Source organism: Streptomyces sp. NPDC054786 (assembly GCF_053611685.1).
In genome coordinates, this window is record NZ_JBSHAW010000021.1 from 120,254 (window position 1) to 144,868 (window position 24,615).

Annotated in this window: 20 protein-coding genes; 2 read left to right on the top strand and 18 right to left on the bottom strand. The window is 65.9% G+C overall.

Annotated elements, in window-relative coordinates:
- Nucleotides 1-5: 5 nt before the first annotated feature.
- Both ACWGI6_RS19265 and asnB read right to left on the bottom strand, forming a co-directional pair.
- Nucleotides 6-860, bottom strand: a complete 855-nt coding sequence (locus tag ACWGI6_RS19265; RefSeq protein WP_453268617.1) for a TauD/TfdA dioxygenase family protein — start codon at nt 858-860, stop codon at nt 6-8.
- A gap of 47 nt (nt 861-907) precedes the next feature.
- Entirely contained in the window at nt 908-2,950 is a 2,043-nt protein-coding gene (asnB, locus tag ACWGI6_RS19270) for an asparagine synthase (glutamine-hydrolyzing) (RefSeq protein WP_453268618.1), read from the bottom strand.
- Nucleotides 2,951-3,428: 478 nt separating this feature from the next.
- Here asnB and ACWGI6_RS19275 point away from each other — a divergent pair, with 478 nt between their 5' ends.
- The gene (locus ACWGI6_RS19275) at nt 3,429-4,439 is read left to right on the top strand and encodes a helix-turn-helix domain-containing protein (RefSeq protein WP_453268619.1); all 1,011 of its coding nucleotides are present in this window, start codon (nt 3,429-3,431) and stop codon (nt 4,437-4,439) included.
- Here ACWGI6_RS19275 and ACWGI6_RS19280 read toward each other — a convergent pair.
- From ACWGI6_RS19280 to ACWGI6_RS19300, 5 genes are all read right to left on the bottom strand, one after another.
- The gene (locus ACWGI6_RS19280) at nt 4,436-5,734 is read right to left on the bottom strand and encodes an MFS transporter (RefSeq protein ID WP_453268620.1); all 1,299 of its coding nucleotides are present in this window, start codon (nt 5,732-5,734) and stop codon (nt 4,436-4,438) included. The two genes, ACWGI6_RS19275 and ACWGI6_RS19280, sit on opposite strands and share 4 nt — an antisense overlap.
- A gap of 33 nt (nt 5,735-5,767) precedes the next feature.
- Nucleotides 5,768-7,261 (bottom strand): amino acid permease, encoded by a 1,494-nt coding sequence (locus ACWGI6_RS19285; RefSeq protein ID WP_453268621.1) that lies wholly within the window; start codon nt 7,259-7,261, stop codon nt 5,768-5,770.
- Between the two features lie 698 nt (nt 7,262-7,959).
- A complete protein-coding gene (locus tag ACWGI6_RS19290) occupies nt 7,960-9,222 on the bottom strand; it encodes an ATP-grasp domain-containing protein (protein ID WP_453268622.1) in 1,263 nt (420 codons plus the stop codon).
- A 52-nt stretch (nt 9,223-9,274) separates the two neighbouring features.
- Nucleotides 9,275-10,534, bottom strand: a complete 1,260-nt coding sequence (locus ACWGI6_RS19295) for an MFS transporter (RefSeq protein WP_453268623.1) — start codon at nt 10,532-10,534, stop codon at nt 9,275-9,277.
- A complete protein-coding gene (locus ACWGI6_RS19300; protein WP_453268624.1) occupies nt 10,531-11,085 on the bottom strand; it encodes a cupin domain-containing protein in 555 nt (184 codons plus the stop codon). Before ACWGI6_RS19300 ends, ACWGI6_RS19295 begins: the two co-directional genes overlap by 4 nt.
- 408 nt (nt 11,086-11,493) lie before the next feature.
- Here ACWGI6_RS19300 and ACWGI6_RS19305 point away from each other — a divergent pair, with 408 nt between their 5' ends.
- Complete coding sequence (locus ACWGI6_RS19305; RefSeq protein ID WP_453268625.1) at nt 11,494-13,143, top strand: DUF885 domain-containing protein; 1,650 nt, start codon at nt 11,494-11,496, stop codon at nt 13,141-13,143.
- A gap of 56 nt (nt 13,144-13,199) precedes the next feature.
- Here ACWGI6_RS19305 and ACWGI6_RS19310 read toward each other — a convergent pair whose 3' ends face one another.
- From ACWGI6_RS19310 to ACWGI6_RS19360, 11 genes are all read right to left on the bottom strand, one after another.
- Nucleotides 13,200-14,513, bottom strand: a complete 1,314-nt coding sequence (locus ACWGI6_RS19310; protein ID WP_453268626.1) for a cation:proton antiporter domain-containing protein — start codon at nt 14,511-14,513, stop codon at nt 13,200-13,202.
- Entirely contained in the window at nt 14,510-15,469 is a 960-nt protein-coding gene (locus ACWGI6_RS19315) for a hypothetical protein (protein ID WP_453268627.1), read from the bottom strand. The genes ACWGI6_RS19310 and ACWGI6_RS19315 overlap by 4 nt, the downstream gene beginning before the upstream one ends.
- 46 nt (nt 15,470-15,515) lie before the next feature.
- On the bottom strand, nt 15,516-15,971 hold the full coding sequence (locus ACWGI6_RS19320) for a GNAT family N-acetyltransferase (RefSeq protein ID WP_453268628.1): 456 nt from the start codon (nt 15,969-15,971) through the stop codon (nt 15,516-15,518).
- A 69-nt stretch (nt 15,972-16,040) separates the two neighbouring features.
- A complete protein-coding gene (locus tag ACWGI6_RS19325; protein ID WP_453268629.1) occupies nt 16,041-16,904 on the bottom strand; it encodes a hypothetical protein in 864 nt (287 codons plus the stop codon).
- Between the two features lie 105 nt (nt 16,905-17,009).
- Nucleotides 17,010-17,327: a hypothetical protein gene (locus ACWGI6_RS19330; protein ID WP_453268630.1), complete on the bottom strand. Its 318-nt coding sequence runs from the start codon at nt 17,325-17,327 to the stop codon at nt 17,010-17,012.
- On the bottom strand, nt 17,327-18,232 hold the full coding sequence (locus ACWGI6_RS19335) for a phytanoyl-CoA dioxygenase family protein (RefSeq protein ID WP_453268631.1): 906 nt from the start codon (nt 18,230-18,232) through the stop codon (nt 17,327-17,329). Before ACWGI6_RS19335 ends, ACWGI6_RS19330 begins: the two co-directional genes overlap by 1 nt.
- A 185-nt stretch (nt 18,233-18,417) precedes the next feature.
- Nucleotides 18,418-19,368, bottom strand: a complete 951-nt coding sequence (locus ACWGI6_RS19340) for an amidohydrolase family protein (RefSeq protein WP_453268632.1) — start codon at nt 19,366-19,368, stop codon at nt 18,418-18,420.
- Between the two features lie 12 nt (nt 19,369-19,380).
- The gene (locus ACWGI6_RS19345; protein ID WP_453268633.1) at nt 19,381-19,632 is read right to left on the bottom strand and encodes an acyl carrier protein; all 252 of its coding nucleotides are present in this window, start codon (nt 19,630-19,632) and stop codon (nt 19,381-19,383) included.
- A gap of 2 nt (nt 19,633-19,634) precedes the next feature.
- Nucleotides 19,635-21,221 (bottom strand): AMP-binding protein, encoded by a 1,587-nt coding sequence (locus tag ACWGI6_RS19350; protein WP_453268634.1) that lies wholly within the window; start codon nt 21,219-21,221, stop codon nt 19,635-19,637.
- 346 nt (nt 21,222-21,567) lie between these two features.
- Nucleotides 21,568-21,873: a hypothetical protein gene (locus tag ACWGI6_RS19355; RefSeq protein WP_453268635.1), complete on the bottom strand. Its 306-nt coding sequence runs from the start codon at nt 21,871-21,873 to the stop codon at nt 21,568-21,570.
- 1,411 nt (nt 21,874-23,284) lie between these two features.
- Nucleotides 23,285-24,613, bottom strand: a complete 1,329-nt coding sequence (locus ACWGI6_RS19360) for a class I SAM-dependent RNA methyltransferase (protein WP_453268636.1) — start codon at nt 24,611-24,613, stop codon at nt 23,285-23,287.
- Between the last annotated feature and the right edge of the window lie 2 nt (nt 24,614-24,615).

Here is a 24,615-nt window from a genome sequence, read left to right on the forward strand (position 1 = left end):
CCTGCTCAGGCCGCAGAGGCGACCGAATGCCGCCCCGCGATCGTGGTCCGATGCATGACGCGGGTGTGGGCGACATGGTCGTAGTACGTGGCCCGGTGCATGGCGCAGCGGTTGTCCCACAGGACGATGTCGCCCGGCTGCCACTTGTGGCGGTAGGTGAACTGCGGCTGGACCGCGAACTCCTGGAGGAAGGTGATCAGCGGGAGGCTCTCCTCCTCGGACATCCCCTCGATCCGCCACGGCACGTTGCCGCCCACCATCAGCGCCTTGCGTCCGGTCTCCTCGTGAACGCGCACGATGGGGTGGCTCACGTCCACCCACTCGGCCTGCTCCTCGGAGGTGGGGGCAGGGCGGTCCGGGTAGTTGTACGGACGCGACTGGACGCGGCTGATGATGACCTTCAGGTCGGCGATCCGCTCCTTGACGCGTTCGGGCAGCGCGTCGTAGGCCGCGTACATGTTGCCGTACCACGTGTCACCACCTACCGGCGGCACCTCGCGGGCGTACAGCATGGAACCCACCGGAGGAGCCGTCAGGAAGTGGCCGTCGCTGTGCCAGACCCGCCCGCTGTAGGCCGAGCCGATCGGCTTCCCGTTCTCCTTCTGGTTCGAGAGGATGAGGATTTCCGGGTGGTCCTGGTAACTGAAATTCGAGCGGGTGTAGGTGTAGATCTCACCGAACCGCCGGGTGAACTCCACATGCTGGGCCGGCGTCATGGTCTGCCCGCGGAAGACCAGAATGGTCGTGTCCAGCCAAGCCTGGTAGATGCGCTCGAAGTCACCGTGGGAGATGTCGGTCGTGACATCGACCCCGCGGATCTCGGTGCCGATCAAATCGGTGATGGGTATCAGCTCAAGCATGAGTGCTCCGTCTGGATTGCTGTGGACGTGACGGCGGCCCGTCCCGGTCAAGGCAGCGATACTCCGTACTCGTCGACCCACTCGTGGAGTTCCACGAGCTGGATGAGGAGCGCCGCCTGGTTCGACCCGCCGGGAAGTTCCACGTTGACGGCGTTGCTGCTGATCTCATCGATCAGTCCGTTCAGCCGTGGCGTGTCGAACAATTCGGCCAGAGGTGACGATCTGTCATTGGCAATCCGTGTCGCCGCGGCGATGAGCGTCTGGTCGTAGGACGGGTTCTGAACGTGCGGGTAGGCACTCTTCTTCCGGTTGACCGTGCTCGGCGGCAGGACATCGGCCATGGCCGCCTTGAGGAGGCCCTTCACACCCCCCTGCGACTTCACCGTCCAGGGCACGTTCCAGACGTACTGGAGCAGGCGGTGGTCGCAGAACGGAACCCGCACATCAAGACCGACGGCAGAGCTCATCCGCTCCTTGCGATCGAGGATGACCGACAGGGGGCCGGAGAGACCGAGGTAGAAGATCTCGCGCATGCGGGCGTTCTCGGCGTCCTCTCCTGGAAGACGCGGGACCTGCGAGATCAGCTGGGAGTACCGGGCGTGTTCGTCTTCCTCCGGGTTGACGAGCGCGGTCACTTCGGGGGCCAGATACCGTGACAGCTTGGGCCCGTCGCCGAGCCAGGGGAACGCCTGCCGCTCGACCACGTCCCGCTTGAAGAAGTACGGGTATCCGCCGAATACCTCGTCCGCGGCCTCACCGGTCAGCGCCACGGCGGAGTTGCGCCGGATCTCCCGGAACAACAGGTACATCGACGCGTCGAACTGCCCCCAGCCCGGCAGATCACGGGCCCGGCGGGTGGCCGGGATGACGTCGAGGAGATCCTCCACCGCGGCGGTCAGCGTGTGGTGCCGAGTTCCCATGAATTCCGCGGCGGCTGCCGCATACGGCGCGTCGACGTCCGGCCGCAGCTCGGTTGCGACGAAGTGCGCAGGGTCGCTCTCGAACTGCACGCAGTACGTGTCCAGAGCACGGCCCGGCTCGATACCGCGCAGTCGCCCCATGGCCAACGCGGCGACCGAGGTCGAGTCGACACCGCCCGAAAGCATCGCGCCGAGTGAACCATCCGTGGTCATCTGCCGGCCGACGGTGTCGTCGAGCAGGTCCCTGACGCGGCGCGCGGTCTCGTCGAAGGAGTCGCTGTGGGGTTCACTGGTCAGCTGCCAGTAGCAGTCCCGCGTCAGCCCCGACTCCGTGAACGTCAACACATGGCCCGGCGGCACCTCTCGCAGCCCTACGAGCGGGGTCTCCCCGGGCAGGGCCAGACGGGGCTGCAATGCGACCGGGAGCGCTTCGGGATCGAGCCGCGCCGTGAAGCGCGGATTGGCCATGATCCCCTTCGGTACGGAAGCGAAGACGATGCCACCGGCGTATTCGTAGTAGTAGAGCGGCTTGATGCCCACGCGATCGCGCCCCAGCACGATGCGCTGCGTCCGGCCGTCCCAGATCGCGAATCCGAAGACTCCATTGACCCGCTCGACGAATCGGTGGCCCCACAGCAAGTACGCCTTCAGGAACAATTCCGCAGCGTCCTGACTTCGGAGCTTTCCACCCGCGCCTTCGATTTCGGCAGCGAGTTCCCTCGGGTTATAGACGCTGCCCGCAACGGTGACGGTGACCGAGGTCTCGCCGACCCGGAACTCAAGGGGCTGCGCTCCGTGAACCGGCGAGGCGTCCAGACCACAATGCCCCAGAGCGGCATTCTCGGAAATCCACGTGCCGTTCGTATCAGGACCGCGGCTTTGTATCGAGTCCGTCATCCCCTGGATGACGTCCCCCTCCCTACTCAGGTCCTGGCGGAAGTCAACCCAGCCCACCAAGCCACTCACTAGATCATCTCCTGTGGCACGGCCCGCCCGTCCGCTGCAATCATTTACGGCGAAGCAGAGCGGGAAATCTAACTGTCGAAAGAAGGAATCCGGCTGCGTTACCGGTAGCAGCGGTGTGCTGAAGAGCGGTGCAGTGACGTCAATTGCAGGGATCAGCTCTCCGGGTGCGATGAAGACGACCTTCCCACACGGGACTGCGCACATCAGCTGTGCACTCGATCAGCAAGCTGCGTGACAGCTTGGTGCCTGCGGAACCAATCGAATTGTCCGATACAAATCACCTATAGGGCGTCAGATCGCCTCTGTAGCTTGCCGGTCGGGGCCTGCCGCCCTCCCGTTGCAGCCTTGCGAAACACCACCGACCCACCCCAGAAACTTGCCGGTAACAAGAGGGACAGGTTTCCTCGCCGCGTCATTGAGGCCGCCCATACGAATGGGCCGAGAAAGATCCAGCAAGACGCAGGGCCGCTCACCGACCAGCGATCAAAACACGCCAAAAGGATCTCTTCTAAAGGAAGTGGCGTGTGCCCTCAACTCGCATGGTTGCTCACTGACGAGCGATCAGAATGCGCCAAAATGAATCTCTCAGGATGTGGACGGGGCTGTGCACCCGGCCGCCCATGCGTAATGCTGTCCGAAAGGGCTGCGCTAGTGGCAGTGGAGAACAGGGGGACGAGACCACATGAACCGGGAAGCAATCGAGTGCGACACGCTGCACCACCTATACAGGTACGCCCTGGCTCATGGCGCCGGCAGCGGCGTTGCGCTTACCGAACTCTCCGCGGCACTCGTTCTCCCTTCGTCCGAAGCCAAGGCCGCGGCGGACCAACTGGTCACCATGGGGCTGCTGCGCAGCCAGCAGGGAGAATGTTTCGTCGCGGTGTCTCCGGAGGAGGCGGCAGAGGCCGCCCTCGGCCCGTCGGAGCGTGACATTCGGCTGCGGCGCTTAAACATCGAAAAATCACGCAAGCAACTCATGTCGTTCGCAGCGGACTTCGAGTCGTTTGTGACCCCCACGGACGAGCATCACACCCAGTTCCAGGTGCTCGACCAGCTCACTGAAATACGTGCGGTCATCGAGGATCTCACCCATCAATGCCGTGAGGAGATCCTCACGGCCCAGCCCGGTGGCCGGCGTGAGGAGAGCGTCCTCGAGGAGGCGATGCCGCGCGACGAGGCGGCCCTCAAACGGGGCGTCCGTATGCAGATCCTCTACCAGCACACCGCGCGGTTCAGTCGCGGCACCACCGTCTATGTGGATCACGTGACGCAGCTCGGGGCTCATGTGCGCACACTGGACGACCACTTCACCCGACTGCTGGTCTTCGACCGGAAGACCGCCCTGATCGCAGTGCCCGGCAAACCCCAGGCCGCCGCCTTCATCCGGGAACCTCATGTGGTGAACTTCGTGACCGAGACCTACGAAAGGTTATGGCTGTCCGCCGAGACCTTCGAGGGTAGTGCGGCTACACGGACAGTGATCACCGATGACCTGCGGCAGAGCATCATCCGGCTCCTCACCGAAGGCATGACGGACGCCTCGATAGCCAAACGGCTGGGTATGTCGGTGCGCACCTGCCGCCGCTACATCGCGGAAATCATGGCCGAGCTGGGCGCCCAGAGCCGATTCCAGGCGGGATATACGCTCGCCGCCCGGGCAGCCGTCAACACCTGCCCCCCGGACAAGCCCTAGGCGTCCATCGGTTCATGCGCGCTCTCCGGAAGCCGGAGGTAGACGATCCCCGACACCAGACAGAGCGCAGCCACGTACCACGGAAAAGCCTCCGCCACCCCCATGGCGTTGAGAGCCGTCCCTACATAGGGGGCCGTCCCTCCGAAAACGGCCACTGTGATCGAGTACGGAAAGCCGATGCCGGCCGCGCGGACCTGCGCCGGAAACACCTCGGAGTTCACCGCTGCCGCAATCGAGGTGTACCCCGTGAGCAGCAACGTTCCCGCACACTGCACAAGGAGCAGCGACAGCACGGACCCGGAGGTGATGAGGCCGAGAAGCGGCACGCAGAGGACGGCAGTCCCCACCCCGAAGCCCACCAGGAGTGGGCGCCGGCCCACCCGGTCCGAAAGGATTCCGCCCAGCGGTTGCATCAGGGCGAAGAAAACCAACGAGACAGTACCGACCAGCAGCGCCTGCCTCTTGTCGAAACCCTCGTTCACCTGCGCGTATGTAGGCAGATACGAGGTCCACGTATAGAAGGCGATGGTTCCGCCGAGCGTGATGCCACAGATCAGGAACGACTCCCGGGGATGCTTGCGCAACGCATCGAAGAGGCCGGGACGGTTCTCCAACTGCCACTTTCCGCGTGGCTCCTCGGCGCCACGCCGGATCCAAAGGCCCACAAGGCTGAGTGCCGCGCCCAAAAGGAACGGCAGCCGCCACCCCCAATCGCGCATGGCTTGCTCGGAGAGGGAGAACACGACCAGCGTCGCCGTGCCTGAGGCGAGTATCTGCCCGACCGTGGCGGACAAGTAGTGGAAGCTCGAAAACAGGCCGCGTCTGCCATGCCCCGCAGATTCCACCAGGAACGTGGTACTGGCGGTGAACTCGCCGCCCGCCGAGATCCCTTGGAGCAACCGTGCGACAACCAGCACGATGGGCCCCAGCACGCCCGCCATGGCATAGGTGGGGGTCACCGCGATCATCAGGCAGCTGACGCCCATCAACAACACCGTCGTCGTCAGCGCGATCCGACGGCCGTGCCGATCGGCTATGGCGCCGAGCAGCAGCCCGCCCAGGGGCCTGGCGAAGAAGCCGACGGCGAATACGGCGAATGTCGAAAGGAGCGGCACCAGCGGATTTCCGGCACCGTGCGGAAATATCTCATCGGCGATGTAAACGGCCAGAAACGTGTACGCATGCCAGTCGTACCACTCCACCACGTTGCCCACGGTGCCGGCGATCAGTTGCCGGACCCCGCTGGCGGGGGGACGCGTGATGGGGGTGTCCGGCACCGGCGACCAGTACGTCATATGCACTCATCCAATATGCGCTTCTAGTGGGACTCATTCGGCCGGCACGCCAGGCGTACCGAGCCGGCCGCGGGAGCGTTCGCGAGCATGGACTCGGCGCCGTACACAGAACCATCCGCCGGCAAGGGCAGCCGCGATCAAAGGAATCACCATGACGGTCTTGCGTCCGACCTCCGGCTCACACCACATCAGCGCCAGAATTCCCAGCAGGAAAACGATGGTGGAGATCTGCGTAATGGGCGACAGAGGCAAACGGAACGCGGGGCGTTCCACCAGACCGGCCTTGGCTCGTCGGACGAACGCCAGATGACAGAGCATGATGATGCTCCAGGTGCTGACGGCGCCCAAGGAGGAGATGTTGAGGACGATCTCGAAGGCCCGCTGCGGTACAACATAATTGATCCACACACCCAGCACACAAACCGCCGCTGTGCAAAGTATTCCGGCATAGGGAACCTGACTGCGGCTCATACGCTCGGCAAATCCGGGAGCGGAGCCGTTCATCGCCATGGACCGGAGAATGCGCCCGGTGGAGTAGAGCCCGGAGTTGAGGCTCGAAAGGGCCGCCGTCAGTACGACGAAGTTCATCACATCACCGGCGGCCGGCGCTCCCACCGCTGTCAGCACGGTGACGAACGGGCTCTCATTGCCGCTGTACTCCTGCCATGGCATGAGGAGGACGAGCACGAGTACAGCCCCGATGTAGAAGAGCGCGATCCGCCAGATGATCGAATTGACGGCACGCGGGACGACCAAATGCGGCTGCGCGGTCTCGCCTGCGGTGATACCCACGAGCTCGACGCCCGAGTACGCGAAGACGACACCTTGCATCACGAAAATCACGGGAATGACACCGTTGGGGAACAGCCCGCCATGCCCCAGCATCGTCGCGGCCCCGGGCGTATACCCGCCCACCTCGTGTTGCTTGAGGAGCAGGAAGACGCCTACGACCAGGAAGGCGGAGATGGCCACGACCTTCAGCAGGGCGAACCAGAACTCCAGCTCTCCGAAGATCTTGACCGAGATCAAGTTGACGGAGAGCACGATGGCGAGGGCGAGCAGTGCCAGCACCCACTGCGGTATGTCGGTGAACATGCCCCAGTAGTGCGCATAGAGAGCGGCAGCGGTGATGTCGGCTATGCCACCGGTGGTCCAGTTGAGAAAGTACATCCAGCCCGCGATGTACGCGCCCTTTTCCCCAAAGAATTCCCGTGCGTACGACACGAAGGACCCTGAAGAAGGGCGGTACAGGATGAGTTCGCCCAGCGCTCGGACGACGAAGTAGGCGAAGAGTCCGCAGATCACATACGACAGCAGCAAGGCCGGACCTGCTTGTGCAAGGCGCCCGCCTGTGCCCAGAAACAGCCCGGTGCCGATGGCGGTTCCTATCGCCATCATCTTGATGTGCCGCGCCTTGAGCCCCTTGCGGTAGCCCTGGTCACCGCTATCGGTCGTGATGTCGAAAGGTGCGGACCGACTACTTGTACCCGGTTCGGATGCAGGGTCATGGACGAGTTGGTCGCTCACGTGTCATCTCACTCACATTCGTCGTCCGAAGAGACCCGCGACGCCCCCGGATAGAAAGGACCAGCGCAGGCAGTGATGTCGACGGCGACACCACTGCCTGCGGACGGGAAGGAGCTTTGGGGTGCGCTCTGGGCTGTCCTGCCTCATACCGGGAAAGGCGCCCCGTCACCCCCAGCCGGTGTCCTCACCCGAATCCATACCGCCCAGGCCGATCGTTGGGCCGCTCACAGCAGCGGTGGCAACCGCTCGGCCCCGACCGATGTCATCCAGAACTGCGGAAGGCGGTTCTCCGAAGGCCGCAACGGCCAGAAAGAATCCGGCGAGCAGGGGCTTACTCAGACGACTCACAGCATGTTCCTCACACATCGGTGTTTGTTCGTATCGCGTACCGCGATGTCCGGCCAGGCTGATTGCGTACGAAGCGATGCACAGCGGCAGGCGTGCATCACACTGCCAGGAATTGCAGGAAAATGGGATCCGCGAGGCGATCAACAAGCTGCATGGCAGCTAGTTGCAGTACGAGAAACCCCGGGATGACGGCACTGTTGATGCCCTCTTGATAATCGCCGAACCAGCAGAATCGAACCCTGATTTCTCTGGCCGGGGAAGCACCGGCGCAAAGAATTCCCCTGTTCCGGTTACGGGGGCCGAGCCGCCAGGGCTCGCTGTGTGTGCCCCGAATTCTCCGCACCAGTGGGTCACACCGATTCCGCCGTCGCGGCCCGTCCTGCGACGCGCAGACGCAGGGCTGTCTGCGCCCGGTCAAGGGCGGCATGGAGTTCCCGCGGAGATGAGGCCACCGCGGTCGCGAAGGCGACGCGGCCATCGATCAGGGCCTTGCGAGGCGGGGAGACCACATCGCCGGGCGCCACTAGTGGCACCAGCAGGTCCATCTCGGCGGGCAGACCGGCCCGCTCGAAGTCGACCGACTCGATCAGTGAGTCGTTGTGCGGCGGGTAGAAGAAGCGGACACCGGCCACCGCTTGCTTCGAGGCGGCCGTTCGCGGCTCCCCGCCGCAGGCCACGGTCGCCGCGGCAAGGCCGGGATCAATTCCCGAGGCGCGCATCCCCAGGTACGGGATGAGGTCGCCGCCCAGTCGTCCGTTGACCTCGATCACCTTGGGACCCTGCGCCGTGAGTTTGAGTTCGGTGTGCGTCCATCCGTCCGTATAGCCCAGCGCGGTGTGCACTGCTTGCAGCATGTTCCGGAAGCCCGGGTCGGCCAGCAGCGGTTCATCGCTGTCGACGGTGTGCCCGGTCTCCTCGAAGTACGGCGCGAAGCCCACCTCCTTCCGGGCCAGGAACAACGGGGTCACCCGGCCCGCGCGTACCACCGAGTCGACGCTGACTTCGGGACCCTCCACGTACTCCTCGACCAGCACGCCCTGGTCGAAGACGGGCGTATGCGGGACCGGGACGTCGCGGGTTGCGGTGAACTGATCGCCCAGCTGCGCGCCATCCTGCACCAGGACCACGCCCTGGCTGCCGCCAGCGGCCCGCGGTTTGATCACCACCGGGTAGCCCAGTCCGTCCGCCGCGGCCAACGCCGCATCGAGGTCCGAGACCACGTCGAACGCCGGCTGGGGCAGGTTCTGGGCGGCCAGCGCGGACCGGGTCGCGAACTTGTCACGGCACCGCCGCACCGCATCCGGCCTGGTGCCGGGCAGACCGAGTTCCTCGGCCACCAGGGCAGCCTGCACGATGTGCTCCTCGTGCCAGCTCATCACCCCACTGACCGGCTGCTGTGCCGCGATCCGCCGGGCAGCGGCCCGCACGGCGTCTGCGCCGGTGTCCGGTACCTGTGTGAAGCCTGCCAAGTAGGGCCGTTCCCAGGTGGGTTCGGCATTGTTGATCAGGTGGACGCAGTAGGAGGTGGATATCGAGCGCAACAGGTATTCGCGATATTCACGTAACCCGTTCGTGACGAGCAGCAGCAGCGGCATCTGGTCAGGCAGTGTCATGTGAAAGCGTCCTTCGTCTGCCGGAATAGTGGCGAAGTGGTCAAGACAGGCATTAATTGAGCTGCCGGCGGACGACCGGTGCGGCGGTTTCCGGCGCCGGTTCAGCGGCCGCCACCCTGCGCGCGCACACCAGACTCAGCAGGCCGGGCAGGGCGGCAAGCGCCATCATGACCACCACCATCGCGGTGTAGTTGCCGGAGTCGAGCAGGGGTCCGGCGATCACCGAGCCCACCGGCAGCGCGCTGAGCATGAGCGTCCGCATCAGGGTCATGGTGCGGCCGCGCAGCTCTTCCGGGGTGTGCGCATATCGCACGGTCTGCGATGACACCGTCACCATAGCGTCGGGCAGGCCGAAGACGGCCTGCCCGAGGAGCACCAGGAGCGGATGGGCGCCCAGCAGCAGCAACAGGCCGGCTGCGGCGGTCAGTTGAAGCAGACCGATCCGCCGCATCGGGCGCGCCGCGGGCCGGATGACGCCGGCGATGACCGAGCCGGCCAGCTGGGCTCCGGCCAGGACGCCCGCCAGCGCACCGAGCATCGTCGCGCCGCCGGGCAGCCGTTCGTGGGCCAGCCATGGCTGCGCCACTGTCAGCATGCCCAAGGAGATGTTGAACAGCGTGAAGGTGACCGTGATGACCAGCATCACCTGGTCGCGCCGGATGAAGGAGACCACCGGCGCCCAGGCGGTGGGACGGGCCACGGCCTCGTCGTCCACAGCACGCTCCGGCCGCGCCAGCCGGGCCTTCATGCTCAGTACCGTCAGGGCGAAGGCGAAGTAGCTGGCCGCGTCCACGGCCAGCACCCAGTTGGCGCCGATCAGCGGAACCAGCGCCCCGCCGACCATCGGGCCGAGCAGACCGGCCGCGCCGGTGGCCGCCGCTTCGAGCGCGACCGCGGTGCTCAGGTGGGGTGCAGGTACCAGGTCCGGGATGACCGTGGGGATGATCCCGATGGGCAGGATCTTGCCCAGACCGTAGACGGCGGCCACGACGTACAGGTGCCAGAGGGCGAGTTGGCCGAGGACGGCGAGCAGGGGGATGCAGAGCATCACCATCCCGCGGATCACACAGTCGGTCACCAATAGCACGCGCCTGGAGAACCGGTCGACGAACTTTCCCGCCAGCAGGCCGCCGACGATGACCGGGGCGAAGTAGCACGCGCCCAGTATCGTCAGGCTGCCCGCGCCCCCGGTGGACACCGAGAGCCATGACATCGCGATCCAGCTGGCGCCATCACCGATCAGGCTGACCACCGCGCCCAGCCATAACTTGCGGTAGTCGGCGATGCGCAGCACCGTCAGATACGCCTTCACCGTTCGCGCCTCGGAACACGCTCGGCACCGATCCCGACGAAGCACATCAGCGCCGGCCTGTCACCGCGGTTATGCCAGTTGTGGCGGGTGCCCTGCTGCACGACGCAGGTGCCCGGGGTCAGCAGGACCTCCGCACCGTCGTCGAGTTCCAGGTATAGCTCGCCCTCCAGGCAGATGGCGTAGTCGAGAGTGTCGGTGGTGTGCATGCCGGAGCCGTCCGGCTCAAGGACGTCGATCAGTCCGGGTAGTTTCGTGGACACCTCGGCCGCGAGCCGGCCCGGGTCCCCCAAGGGCTCGGGTGTGGTCGACTCCGGTGCATAGCGTGCCAGCAGGAACCGGGTACCCCCCGTACCGGCGAAGAAGGGAAGCGTCTTCGGCTGCTGTGGCTCATTGCCGACAATGGCGTGTCCGTCGTCCGTCCCCCACAGCAGATAGAACTCTGAGCCGGGTATGGCGCCGACGGCAATCGGTTCCACTTGCTCGTCACGGAGCACCATGGAGCTGTCGTCGGGGCGACGACCGGTGACGACGAGGCGGGGTTGAATCGTCATCCTTTATCTACTCCTGCGTGAGGGATGGCGGGGGAAGGGCACGGCACAGCGGCGCGTTCGTCGACACCGGACGGCGCCGACCGGCCTGCTCACGAACCCGGCTGGCAGCCTGTCTGACCGGTTCTTGGGGGCAGGCGGAATCCGGCCACTTTGTTGCGTACCCGGCTTGTAGGGAAGGCCCACCGGCCCGGCGTCCGTCGTGCCGCCGTCGTGGCGGGTGAAGACCTCGCATGGGGTCAAATGCACGAAACCGCACGGCCATTCACAGGCTATGGGGCATTGATCACCGCTCTCAAGGTAGCGCATGTCACAGCACGGCGATGAGCGGGAAGGGGGAAGGGAAATAGGCAGGGTAGCGATCAGCCACAGGACGATTGCAACCGACCGGCGGGCGGTTACGTTGGCTCCATGACCGCCCTGGATGATCTCGCAGAGTCCTACGTCGAAGAGTTCGCGCGCCTGGACCCGTGTCAGGCCGCGATGATGGGCGTTGCCGGGCAGGAGTCGGCGCTGACCGACTACTCGCCCGACGGCTGGGCGGCCAGGACCGATCTGGCGCGCCGCACACTGACCGACCTCACCGCCCTTCCGGTGGCCGGCGAGCGGGAGCGGATCGCGGCGCAGGTGCTGCGGGAACGGCTGGAGCTGGAGCTCGCGCTCGCCGACGCCCGGATTCCCGATGCGGACGTCAACGTCGTCGACGGCCCGTTGCAGCGGCTCCGCCAGGCCGTCGAGCTGCTCGACCAAGGCGACCGGACGGCCTGGCCGGACGTGGCCGCCCGGCTCCGCGGCGTCCCGGCCTCGCTGATGGGCCATCAGGAGAGCCTCGCCGCCGCGCGCCTGGACGGCCGGATCGCCGCGCGACGGCAGATCGCGGGCACTGCGGGGCAGTGCGCGGAGACGGCCGGCTACTTCACGGAGCTGGCCGGCCGCTGCCCGGTCGCCGGCCATCAGGAGGAGGTGCGCCGGGCCGCGCTGGCCGCCGGGCAGGCCCTCGCCGGCTTCGCCGGCTTCCTCACCCGCGAACTGCTGCCGCACGCTCCGGCCCAGGACGGCGTCGGCAGGGACCGGTACATCATGGAAGTCCAAAAGCACCTGGGCAGCAGCGGTCTGGACCTGGAAGAGACGTATGCCTGGGGTTGGGAGGAACTGGCCCGGATCGAGCGGGAGATGCAGAACCTGGCCGGGCAGATCCTGCCGGGCGAACCGCTCACGGCCGTGTTCGCCGCGCTCGACGCCGACCCGGCCCACCAGGTCCACGGCACCGAGGCGTTCCGCCACCACCTCCAGGACCTGGCCGACCGGGCCCTGGACGAGCTGGACGGTGTGCACTTCGACATTCCGCCGGCGCTGCGCCGCATCGAGTGCCGCATTCCGCCCACCGCCGCCGGTGGTATCTACTACCTGGCCCCCACCGAGGACCTCTCCCGGCCCGGACAGGTCTGGTGGACCGCCCCCGGCCCGAACGCGGCGATACCCACCTGGACCGTTCCGTCGATCATGTACCACGAGGGGGTGCCGGGCCACCATCTCCAGCTGGGGAGTACGGTGCTGAACCCCGCGCTCACGCGTTTCCAGCGCGTGGCGTCCGAGCTCCATGTCGCCCACGCCGAAGGGTGGGGTCTGTACGCCGAGCACCTCATGGCCGAACTGGGCTTCTACCCGTATCCGGCACACCGGCTGGGCGCCCTCGCCGCCGGCCAGCAGCTGCGCGCCGCACGCGTCGTCTTGGACATCGGCCTCCACCTGGCACTGAAGATCCCGCGCGGGACCGGCTTCCATGAAGGAGAGCGCTGGAACCGGGAACTGGGCCGCGCGTTCCTGGGCAGCCGTGTCCCCGAGGCGGACACCGTCCTGGACTTCGAGATCGACCGCTACCTGGGGCTGCCCGGCCAGGCACTGGCCTACAAAGTGGGTGAGCGCGCGTGGCTGGAGGCGCGGGAGGCCCAGCGGCGGGCCAAGGGCGCCGGGTTCGACCTGAAGGCGTTCCACCAGGCCGCGCTGGATCTGGGCCCGATGGGTATGGATCTGCTCGCCGTCGAACTCGCCCGGCTGTGAACCTTCTACGCGTCGCCTGGAAAGCGTGACGCGGGCTCTGGCGCGGCCCGGACACCTCACCGCGGCGTTTCCCGGCCCGAGGGGCCGTCCGCCCGGCCCTGGCTCGCCCCGACGGCCCGGCCGCCCGGCACGCGCACCTGCCGGTGCTCGTCCGGCGGGCCCATGCCGTCCTCCGGCTTGGCGAAGTACCGTACGAGCGGCCCGGTCATCACGGTCGTGACCACGGCCATGACGACCATGACCGCATAGAGCCAGCCGTCCAGCAGCCCGGTCTCCAAGCCCACGCTCAGCGCGATGAGTTCGGTCAGTCCGCGCGTGTTCATCAAGGCGGCCAGCAGGGCCGATCTCCTGGGCGTCAGCCCCTGTGACCTGGCGCCGAGCCAGGTGCCCGCGAACTTCCCGGTGACCGCCACGACGAGGATGAGCGCGAAGTCCCACCACCCGGACGAACCGACCTGCGAGAGATCGACGTTGAGGCCCGCGACGATGAAGTACACCGGCAGCAGCAGCGTGGTGGGGAACTGCATACGGTGCAGGAGGGCCGCGCGGAACCCGACGTCATCCCTGCGCGGCATGACCAGGCCGAACAGGAACGCACCGATCACGAAGTGCAGTCCGAGGGCCTGTGTCACCGCTGCGGAGGCCAGCACCCCGATCAAGGCGATCGCAAGACTTCCGGTGGAGTTCGGCCCATGCACCCCGTTTCTGCTCAGCACCCTCTCCAGCAAGGGTCTGACACAGGTGAACAGCACCACCGCGTAGGGCATGGCCAGCAGTACTCTCCAGTGATCCGCTCCCCCTCCCCCGGCGATGACCTGCACAGCGGCGAGGGTGAACCAGGCGGCGAGGTCACAGACGGCCGCCGCCGACAGCGCGACCGTCCCCAGCCACGTGCCGCTCATCCGCCGTTCCGCGAGAATGCGGGCGAGTACGGGGAACGCGGTGACCGACACCGCGACCGCGATGAAGAGGACGAAACCCGGACGGCTCGCGGGGTGCCGGTCGCGGAGGAGGTGGAGCGCGAGCACCGAGCCGAGGACGAACGGCACGAGCGTGGAGCCGATGACGGTGCCCACGGCTATCCGGCCGCTTCCCCGGATCCTGCCGAAGTCGCATTCAAGCCCGATGGCGAACATAAAGAGCACCAGTCCGAGATTGGCGAGTGCGCTGAGGTAGGGCCGCACGTCGACCGGGAAGAGCGTGGTCGCCACGGCGCCGTGGAACAGCGTCGGGCCCACGAGGAGACCGCCGATGATCTCGCCGATGACCGCGGGCTGGCCGAGTGCCTCGGCGACCCGCCCGGTGACCCGCGCCATGAGGAGGATCAGGGCGATATCCGCCAGCAGGATCGCCGTATGGAATTCGGTCACCGCTCCCCCGGGCGCACTCCGTGGAGCGTCCGCAGCAGGTCCACCAGCTTCTCCTCGGTTTCCTTCAGTTCGAGGGCGGCGCACCGTATCTGGCTCACGTCCACGGTTCCGGTCACCTTGCCGAGCAGCAGCTGGTTCTGCACGCCGAGGGCCTGGGCCACCGCTCGGCCGGCCAGTGCCTCGGCCTGCGGGTCACCGGACATCCGCCGCACGTAAGCCTGGAGCAGGGTGCGCGAGCCCTGATAGAGCGCGAAGGCGTCGTGCAGGAGCGCGATGGCCCTCTCCCGCGCGATCCAGGGGGAGGTGAGCAGGTCCTCGATGTCCGAGAACAACGCACGGCTGTCCCGGTGGTTCCGCAGGACCTCGGTGAACGACTCCCTGGTGCCGGGTTCGGCCTCGGATGCCTCGAACGGCCGGCTGGTGAGGTACCGGACGCAGCGCAGTTCGCCGTTGTCAAAGCCGCTCGCGATCGTCTGCTCGGGATAACGGTACCGGCACAGCAGGCTCGCCGGATTGTCATCGATGATCGACCACTCCGCAGTGTCGGCGTGGTACTCCCGCAAGATGACGGTGTGGGTCAGGTGCTTGGTACGGAATTCAGGGCAATGCGGCCAGTAGAAGACGTCCCCCACCATGGCCACGCACCCTTCCGTGCGTACGGTTTCCAGGATCAGGGGACGGGCCTCCGCGTACGTCTCGAAGGTGACTTCCTGCGGGGCGAACCCGATCCTCGCCAAGTCTTCGGGGGCGAAGTAGCCGCTCTGGAAGGCGAATTTGGGACGCTGCTGCCGAACGATCTGGTCGAGGATTTCGTCCGTGCTGACGAGGCACCGGTGGAACAACTGATGGAGCCGCGGCGAGCGTTCGGCCAGCATCACCGAGGACTGCCGCTGGTGGCAGTTCAGAAAGAGCCGACTGTACAGCTCCCGGTCGTAAGGGTAGATGGCATCCTTCATTCGCTGCGCCCTTCCGGTGTGGCAGCACGACGGGTACGGGCGCGGATCACAGCGTGCGGGTCATGAAGACGCTGTTGGGGTCCTCGCGATACTCCGAGAAGGGCGGGCAGTAATCGAACCCGAACTTCTTGTACAAGGCGCGGGCAGGTTCGAAGGGCTCGGTCGATCCCGTTTCGAGACTGAGCCGGCCGTAGCCCATCCGCTGGGCTTCGGAGATCATGTGCGTCAGCAGTTGGGAGGCCAGACCCGAGCGCTGGCATGCGGGCGCGGTGCGCATCGATTTGATTTCGGCATGTGTGCCGTCCAGCCGTTTGATGGCGCCGCAACCGACCACGGTCCCGTTGTCCCACCCGGTCCAGAACGTGACCTCGGGCCGCCGCAGCCCGTCGAGATCGAGGGCGTGCTTGCTCTCCAGCGGGGTGATGAGCCGCATCTCCCGGACATGGTCTTCGAGGAATTCGGCGATCTCGGGTCCGGACAGGTCGTCGACTACGATGTGCATTTCCGCAAGCCTTTGTTTGGTTCGATGGATTTGACGATCACTGCGCCGGACGACCGGTGGTTCATGTCGTCATGCTCCTGCGAGGAGCGCGCATGCCGAGAGCCCCGGGGCCGAGGACTGGGCCAGGTACGTCTCTCCCGCATGAATTCCCACCCGATGCCGGTAATCGACGAGGTTGATCAGCCAGTCGGAGTTTCCGCAGTGCCCGTAGGAGCGCAGCGTCTCCGTGAAGTGCAGCTTCTCCCTGCCGATACCGGCGGCCATCGCGCTGAACAGCGTCACCGGTTGGTACAGGTTGGTGGGAAAGACCTTCGTCACGTCCTCGATCTGCCGGCCGCTCCCCCGCAGGACCTTGTCGAGCGCCTCGTGGGCGACCTTCTGCCGTGAGGCGAAGGAGTCCTCGCCGATGAGGCCCAGGGGGTCGGTGCGGGCGTCCGAGGAGAGCAGCCGCAGAGCCCCGGGGTGCACACGGCTGATCAGGCAGCTCACGACCGCGTCACTGAAGAGCGCGAAGGATCTGACCCGGGCCCGGTCGGAGGGGGTGAAGTCCAGTGACACCAGGACGACGTTATTAATTCCCGGGTCGGCGAACAGGTCCCAGCCGTACTTCAAGGCCGTCAGGGAACTACAGCATTGCCGGCCCGAGAGGATCAACGGGGTGCAGTCCGTCATGCCCGCGGCCGTGAGGACCCTGACGGCGAAGTCGGGCGCGAGGGCCCCGAGTACCGCGTCGCTGGTCGCGAATACCACCTGGTCGACGTCGGCGGCCGGCACCGCGTGCTCCTGGAGGGTCTGCCGTAGCGACTCGACGACATATCCCTCGACGGGGCCGGACATCTTCCGGAACGTGCCGCAGCCCATCGCGCCGAAATCCGTGTCCGGGGATTCCGTCTGCCATAACGCCTCGAAGTCCGGTATGTCGTGAGGCTTCACTTCCAGATCGCCGAACGTGCAGGCAAAGGAGCCTACGCTGACGCTGTGCTGATCAGGAGTCATTCTTTCCCTCGCGCGATGGAGCGGCCGGGTCGGGTTCGGTTGCTATGCGGACGACGCCGCGTGGAATTCCTCGTCTATTTCCTGGAACACCGATAGGATGCCGTCCACGTCGTTCAGCCTGGACACCCAATCCGGCTTGAGCACCACGGTGTTGCCCGCGTGCTCCTTGATGTAGTTCGCGACGATCAGGATCATGTTGAGCGAGCTGATGCCGAGCTCGTCCCTGGTCTTCGCCTGAGCCACATCGTCGTACGTCACCTCGCGGGCCACGGGCTGGGTGCCCAGGAAGTCGACGAACTTCCGCAGGTTCGCGTTGTCGGACACGGTGGGCTCCAGATCGGCTCGCTGATCGGTGCTCATCAACGACCAACCTTCCGGAAGGGGAATCCGTTCAGATTCTTCTCGTGGATCCGGTTGTGCCCGTACCGGTCCTCGCCGGAGACCAGCACGCTCCCGTGGTAGTCGAGGTTGATCGTGTCCCCGAACTCGTTCAGCTCACTGACGTTCTCGTACACCTTGACCGAGGGGGAAACGTACCGGGAAGCGAATCCCAACCGGGTCGTGTCGCTCACATTGGGCAGCGACCCATGGATGCACTTGGCCAGGAAGATGACGAACTGCCCCGGCTTCATCTCCATGTTGACGATGTCTTCCTGGTCCGGATCCCAGTCCTTGTCGAGCTGGAGCTCCGAGTAGTCATAGCCGAAGAAGTCATGGGACTTGCTCTCCACGTTCCTCGTCAGGCTCTTGCTCTCGTCGTAGTACCACTTCTTGTGGCTGCCCGGGATGAACCGCAGGCAGCCGTTCTCCTTACTGGCCGGGGAGAATGCCGTCCACACAGTCAGTTCCTGCGTGAGGTACGTGCTCTCCTCGGTGTACTTCAGGGAGGGCGTCGCATCCGTGGTGGTCTCGCCGACCACGAACGTCTCGACCTGGTGCCAGCCCGTGCCCGTGGCTCCCGGCTCCTTCTGGAAGATGTTGGTCTTCCAGGACAGGATGTCGTCACCGATGAGGCTGCGTAGCTTGTGTACGATCGCCGGCTGGCTGACGTGTTCGGACAGCGTGTTGCAGTCCAGGTGCCGGTCGTAGTTGATGATCGTGGAATCGTGTGGCTTGTTCTCGGACATGACCATCTCGATCATCGCCTGGTTCCAGAGCAGCGGCGCCTGCTCGGCCGGGTAGAGATCGAACGGTCCGACGAAACCGTTCTCCTTGAAGAACTCCACCTGCTCGTCGGTCAGTCCCAAGGGGGTGTTGTCAGTCACCTTCGTGCCCTTCTGTGGTCGGCGCTCCGGATTACCTCACCGAATGCGCGAACGGACTTGGACTTGCACTGTGAGATTCACGCAGCGAGCACGCACTCTCGCGATTGTTCGGGTTCCGGCATGCGGGACAACGCATCACGCGGACAGCGGACGGCGCGCAGGGACCGGTCCGCCGGGAACCGACGTCATCCCGCCGTGTCCGCCGACGACTTCAGCTTGTTCTTGCCCAGCAGACGTTCCGCGTTCTTGAAGAAGAACAGATCACGGTCCGCATCGGACATGGTCTCCGGGAACGCGCCCTCTTTGGTCAGCTTCTCGACGAGGTCGACCTGGCGGCCTTGGAGACGGAAGACCGGCCAGTCCGTCCCGAAGAGGATCTTGTGATTGATTCCCCGTCGGAAAAGGGTGTTCAGGGCCGCGGTACCAAATGCCTCGTAACCACTCACGTCCACATAGACATTGGGCCGGTTGTTGCACAACATCGCGCATTCGTCCGGATAGTGGACGCTGCCGTGCGCCAGGACGAAGTCGATTCCGGGGAAGTCCCTGGCCGCCTTGTCGACGAAGATCGGCTGTGCGATCTCGAAATCCAGAACCGGGGAGGTCGCGCCGATGTGCGACAGCACTGGCAGGGAGTACTCGGCACAGATCTCGTAATACGGGTACAGCAGATCATCCGACAGCTTGTATCCGCAAGGCGGGTACAGCTTCATTCCGTCGAAACGGTAGTCAACGATCGCCTTCTCGAACAGGGCGATGCCGTCCGCACCCCACCTAGGGTCCACCCCCACCAGGACCCGGAACCTTCCGGGGTGTCGTTCGACGACCTCTTTGTGGTGGTCGATGATCTCGGCGATGCTGTGCGTACTGTCCTTCAACGCGTAGGTGAAGTCAGGAACCAGGAGAACCGCCTCGCTGATCCCGGCCTCGTCCATCTGCTTGACCAGTTCGTCGCACAGCGGGTCCCCGAGCGTACTCGCGTGCATCTTCGCGACCTTGTCCGTGGTCACCGGCAGCCCTTGGCTCGCCAGTGCCACCGTCATGTTGTCGACGACGCCGCTCTGAAACGACCGGGGGAAGCACATCTCAGAGGCGATATGGCAGTGGAAGTCGATGACTTTCGGAGCGTTGCTCATGACCTGGGCCTTTCAGCTCTTGCGTACGATGTCGATGATGTCGGAAACATCCTCGGCGCCGATGAACCGATCCACCTTGCTGAAGGCATCGATTCCGGCCTGCTCCTCCAGGACGAAGACGATGCTCATCAGGGCGAGCGAGTCGATGCCCAGGTCTGCCCGCAGGTTCATCGACGGCGTGACACCCCCCTTCGCCGCTGCCTTGGGAAGGACACTGCCGATGATCTGGCATATCGCTTCATCGGTAACCGGGCCCTGATTCATTCTCACACCTGCTTGCTGTCGGCCAGAATTTTCCGGACGACCGCGTTTCGGTCGACCTTAAGATTTCTCGTGAGCAGACCGGACTCCACCGTCAGTTCTGCCGCCGGCCGGTGGACGAAATCCACAATCTGGTGTGATGCGGCCCGCTTCTGGTTGGCGCCGCGGACATACGCTTCCACTTCTTCCGCGTGCTGCGCGAACTGTTCTTCCTCAAGCCAGGAGATGCAGGTCAAGAGACCGTCCTGGCCCAGCGACGCAACGACCGCCTTCGTCGTCCGGCAGTTCTTCTCGATGTCCTCCTCAAGTTCCTCGGGATTGATCTTCACCCCGCTCCGGGTGAAGATGACGTTCTTCTTCCGGCCGATGAGGTGGAGGAATCCGGAGGCATCGATGCGCCCCAGATCACCGGTGGCGACCTTTCCCTCCGTGAGGAAGACACTCTGCTGGGTTTCCAGCCCTTCGAAGACGTAGCCCACGGCCTGCCGGGCCTCGGTGGTGACGACGATTTCCCCGTCGTCGGCAAGGGTGACGTCCACCCCGTCGACCGGCCGGCCCGCGCAGCCGATCCGGTGCCTCCCCGGCAGGTTGAAGGCGATCCAGCCGACCTCGGTGCTGCCGTACACCTCGAACAGCGGCGCCCCGAGCTGCTGGAAGAGCTTTACGGTCCGCGGTGGAACCGGGGCGGAGCCGGTGAGCATGAGGCGTACGCGGGAGCCGTACATGCCCGTCCATCTCCGGCCCAGCCGGGACCGCACGCCGAGGCCGAGCCGGCCTGGCGCCAGGGCGTGCAGGATGGCCGCGAGATGGTATGGCAGTTTGTCCCGGTCGCCTGCCGAGTGCACCCGGTTGTGGACGACCTCGAAGAAGGACGGCGGGCCGAGGATGATGGTCGGCTCGAATTCCCGCAGCTTCTGGAACATGCGCTCCGGGGCGACCACCGTGGCGTCGCAGCCGAACCAGACCGCCGTATACAGCAGATACCGCTGCTGGAAGTTGGAGAACGGCATCACGATGAGGATGTTGTCGTCCTCGCGGACCTGCCAGGCCCGGCCCGAGGTCCGAATGGTTTTCTCGACCCCCTTCTTGGACATCATCAGGCCCTTTCTGGTGCCGGATGTCCCCGAGGAGAAGGCGATGGAGAACACGTCCTCGGGCAGGCGGGGGTGAGCCTGTCCGGTCTCCTTCCGCTTCTGGAGCCGCAGCGGCCGGTCGCCGAGTACCGCTGCCTCCGGCGGGAGTTGCGAACCGGCCGCCGGAGGCGCGGTGAGCAACAGCGCGCAGAGGTCGTACTTCTCACACAGGTGCGCGGCATCGACCGGCTCCCCGCGCTCGCCCGGAAGGGCAACGGACACGCATTCCAGTCCGAGGAGCGCGAGGTCGGCGACGACCCACTCGTAGGAATTCGGCCCGATCAGTCCGACCTTGTCCCCCGCCCCGATCCCGCAGGTGCGCAGTTCCGACACAAGCCGGTCCACGTCCTCGTGGGCCTCGGAGAAGCTCCTGGTGACCGAGGTTCCGTCGAGGGAAAGGAAGCGCATCTTCCGGCCCGGGCGGGCCGCCAGCCGCTGGTGCAAACCGTTGATGGTCAATGGTGATCCTTGGCCGTGTCTCGGAGCGAACTCCGTTATCCGTCTTGTTCTGTTCCGGCTCGGTGCCCGTGAATTCCTGCGGCTGCCCGTCCGGCAAGCGTCCGGCGACTGCCCGCGCCGGGCTCGGTCGGCCCCAGCCGGTATCGGGTGCTTCGGCCACGGCGTGCCGCGACAAAGCAGCCGCGCGCCCGGTTGTCCGGCCCCTGCTCAGGTGGTCCACATGCCCCCCACGCTTGCCGTCAGGCACTGTCCGCCCGCCACACCTCCTCACGCATTGCGCGGTCGCTGCACCGACCGGCATCAGGCTGCCAGAATTCGCACCCCAGACGATCGGCATCGGCAAGCATCAAGCTGCATGGCAGCAAGATGCCCGCGCCCCCTGCCGCGATGAGTTCCGAACGGATAGCGCGTCTGTACCGGTGACCGCCGGGCAGCGTCGCACGACGCTGCCCGGTGCTGAGGGCTCTGCGGCCGTTGATGCCTCGGTGCTGACTTCGTACCGCTCGGGCGGGGGAGATGCGAAGTCCTCGGTGAAGGGCGCGTCGTCCAGCAAATTCTCGGCGTCGATGTCCCCTGTGCCGCCCTCGGTGACCAGCCGCCGGAAGAGCTTGCGTACGTCGTGGTGGGAGTGAGCAGCGATGAACAGGTTCACCTCCGCGATGGCGACTCCCCCAAGCGCAGATCGTCCAATGGTCCGTGGGTGGAGTGACGTCCTGCCCCTGGCAGTCCCACGGCGCCGGGTCTGGAGCCGTAGACGTTCTGCGAGTGTTCGGGGTCGGCCGGCGCCTTCTTTAGGTATCGGGCGTAGACCGGTTGCGCCAGCCGGTACAGCGCCGCGTCAGCCGGGTCAACAGCGATGTCCCAGTGACCAAGGCCGGCTTCTTCCAGCAGGCCGCCCGTGACCTGCCCTCCGGGGCCGAGCCTGAACCGGGCTCCGGGCCGGCAGGCTACGGCCGGGACCACCAGAAGCGCGCCACGTTCCGTCGTTGCCCGGCGAGTGGATGCTCACTCGGAGCGCAAGCACATTCTCAAGAAGGGCGTTAATAGCGGCCGGATTCCGAAAATCGAGCCTGCACAGCAGCCCGACATCCGAGGCCATCCGTCCTCCCGAACCCACGCCACGCGACCGGGCGGACGTGACATGCCATCAGGTAGAGGTGGCACTACGTCATCAACGTCAGCAGCGAGTCAGCATGCACCCTGTCAGAGGTGATGACAGCTGGCGGCAAATGCACATGCTTCAATCCGCCCTACACCGCCCCTGAGCTGCAAAAATGCTGGTCGCCCCGCTACATCCACAACATCGCCGCCGACCTGGCGCCAGTGTAAGCTGAAGAGGCGCCGCACCCAGCGCCTGGCGGCTTGCCATGCTCATACATCTCCACACCAGCACTGCTTCTGATCAGGCGGCTCACGGCCTGACGTCAAGTCGACTTCCAGGGCAGCACCGACATCCCAGCTCAGCCTTCAGGAAGCTGTCGTCGAACGCAGGGCCCTCGCCGGAGCCAGCCGACGGAGGTCCCTCACCTGTTATCACAGGCGTCTGACCAACAGTGCCGACGCACCTGGACCACAAGGACCTGGACAGCGAAAACGCTTCTGATCTAGGCCACCTGGACCGCGCAAGACGCTTTCTACAACCTGTGCCAGGTGGGACCGTCAGCTCGGAGCGGGCGGCTGCGGCCAATCCAACAGAGCCGCAGCCCTAAGGTCTGCATCAGCCAAGATCCGGACCATTCCTGGGCCAGCGGTCCCGGCAAAGTCCCCACCGCTGCCATACCCGCAGGTCAGCGAGCTGCTTGCGCTGTACCCCCAGCAGACGAAGAACCTGCTGAGCGTTCCGGACACCTGTACAGCCGACTCCACTCAGCGCCTCGAACTCTCAGCGCCCCACCGTACTCACGCAGCCAGCGGGGCGCCTGACCAGGACACAGAGCACCTGACGACCCATCAGAACGAGCGTCAAATGAGCGTCAAGATGCCTCGGAGAGCGTCATTTCAGCGTCAAGATATCGCCCGTAACGCCCACACCGCACATAACGCCCACCACCCAAACCCGCAGGTCAGGCACCCTTTGCCGCCCTCTCAAGGATCACGACGCACTCCACATGATGCGTCATAGGAAACAAATCAAACGCCCGCATCCGCCGCGGTACATACCCCGCCTCCGCGAAGTACTTCAGGTCGCGGGCCAAGGCTGCCGGGTCGCAGGCGACGTAGGCGATGCGGCGGGGGGTGAGGGAGGCGAGGTGGGTGACGGTCTTTTTGCCGGCGCCGGCGCGGGGTGGGTCGAGGACGACGAGGTCGACGTCGGTGATGCCGGTGCGGGGGAGGATCTGGTCGACCTTGCCGAGTTCGATGCGTACGCGGTCGAGGTCCTCGAGGTTGTGGCGGGCGTCCTCGACGGCGCGCTTGCCGGACTCGATGCCGAGGACCGCGCCCTTGTCGCCGACGCGTTCGGCGAGGGCGCCGGCGAAGAGGCCGACGCCGCAGTACAGGTCGAGGGCCATATCGCCCTTCTTCGGCATCAGGCCCTGCATGACGGCCTCGACGAGGAGGTCGGCGGCCTTCGGGTGGACCTGCCAGAAGCCGCCGTTGCCGACCCGCCAGGTGCGGTCGGCGGCGCGCTCGCGGACGAAGGGGCGGCCGTGGACGCGGTGGACGCCGCCGTCCTTCTCGCCGATGCGCAGGACGGAGACCGGCTTGTCGAGTTCGACGATGGGCAGGCGGCCGCCGGGGCGCGGGGTGAGGATGACCTGACGGTCGTGGGAGCCGGTGGCGGCGATCGCCTCGACGGTGGCGATCTGGGGCCACTCGCGCTTCTCGATGCCGAGTTCGGAGACTCCCGGTGCGGCGATCATGCAGTGGGTGACCGGCTCGACGTCGTGGGAGCGGTGCTTGCGGAGCCCCGCGTGACCGTCGGCGTCGACGGCGTACTGGACACGGGTGCGCCAGGCGGGGACCTCGCCCTTGGCGACCTTGTCGCCGGGGGCGGGCTCGACCGTGCCGTCCCAGTGGGCGTCGTCCGGCGACAGCCCGGCCAGTCGTTCCAGCTGTTCGGCGATGACCGAGGCCTTCAGGCGGCGCTGGGCGCCGGGGGCGGCGTGCTGCCAGTCGCAGCCGCCGCACTTGCCGGGACCCGAGAAGGGGCACGGGGCCTCGACGCGGTCCTTGGAGGGGCTGAGGATGTCGACGGCGTCGGTGCGCAGGAAGCGGGCGCCCTCCTCGCCGTCGGTGACGCGGGCGATGACGCGCTCGCCGGGCAGGGCGTGCCGTACGAAGAGGACCTGGCCCTCGTCGTTGCGGGCGATGCAGTGGCCGCCGTGTGCGACCGGGCCGACCTCGACCTCGTACTCCTCGCCGACCAGCGATTTCTTCGGTTCTGCCTGCATGG

Coding starts and splice junctions, on each gene's coding strand:
- ACWGI6_RS19340 (WP_453268632.1), bottom strand. CDS start 19,368: ATGAGCAACGCTCCGAAAGTCATCGACTTCCACTGCCATATCGCCTCT.
- ACWGI6_RS19320 (WP_453268628.1), bottom strand. CDS start 15,971: ATGCACATCGTAGTCGACGACCTGTCCGGACCCGAGATCGCCGAATTC.
- ACWGI6_RS19330 (WP_453268630.1), bottom strand. CDS start 17,327: ATGAGCACCGATCAGCGAGCCGATCTGGAGCCCACCGTGTCCGACAAC.
- ACWGI6_RS19300 (WP_453268624.1), bottom strand. CDS start 11,085: ATGACGATTCAACCCCGCCTCGTCGTCACCGGTCGTCGCCCCGACGAC.
- ACWGI6_RS19315 (WP_453268627.1), bottom strand. CDS start 15,469: ATGAAGGATGCCATCTACCCTTACGACCGGGAGCTGTACAGTCGGCTC.
- ACWGI6_RS19305 (WP_453268625.1), top strand. CDS start 11,494: ATGACCGCCCTGGATGATCTCGCAGAGTCCTACGTCGAAGAGTTCGCG.
- asnB (WP_453268618.1), bottom strand. CDS start 2,950: ATGTGCGCAGTCCCGTGTGGGAAGGTCGTCTTCATCGCACCCGGAGAG.
- ACWGI6_RS19360 (WP_453268636.1), bottom strand. CDS start 24,613: ATGCAGGCAGAACCGAAGAAATCGCTGGTCGGCGAGGAGTACGAGGTC.
- ACWGI6_RS19265 (WP_453268617.1), bottom strand. CDS start 860: ATGCTTGAGCTGATACCCATCACCGATTTGATCGGCACCGAGATCCGC.
- ACWGI6_RS19275 (WP_453268619.1), top strand. CDS start 3,429: ATGAACCGGGAAGCAATCGAGTGCGACACGCTGCACCACCTATACAGG.
- ACWGI6_RS19345 (WP_453268633.1), bottom strand. CDS start 19,632: ATGAATCAGGGCCCGGTTACCGATGAAGCGATATGCCAGATCATCGGC.
- ACWGI6_RS19290 (WP_453268622.1), bottom strand. CDS start 9,222: ATGACACTGCCTGACCAGATGCCGCTGCTGCTGCTCGTCACGAACGGG.
- ACWGI6_RS19280 (WP_453268620.1), bottom strand. CDS start 5,734: ATGACGTACTGGTCGCCGGTGCCGGACACCCCCATCACGCGTCCCCCC.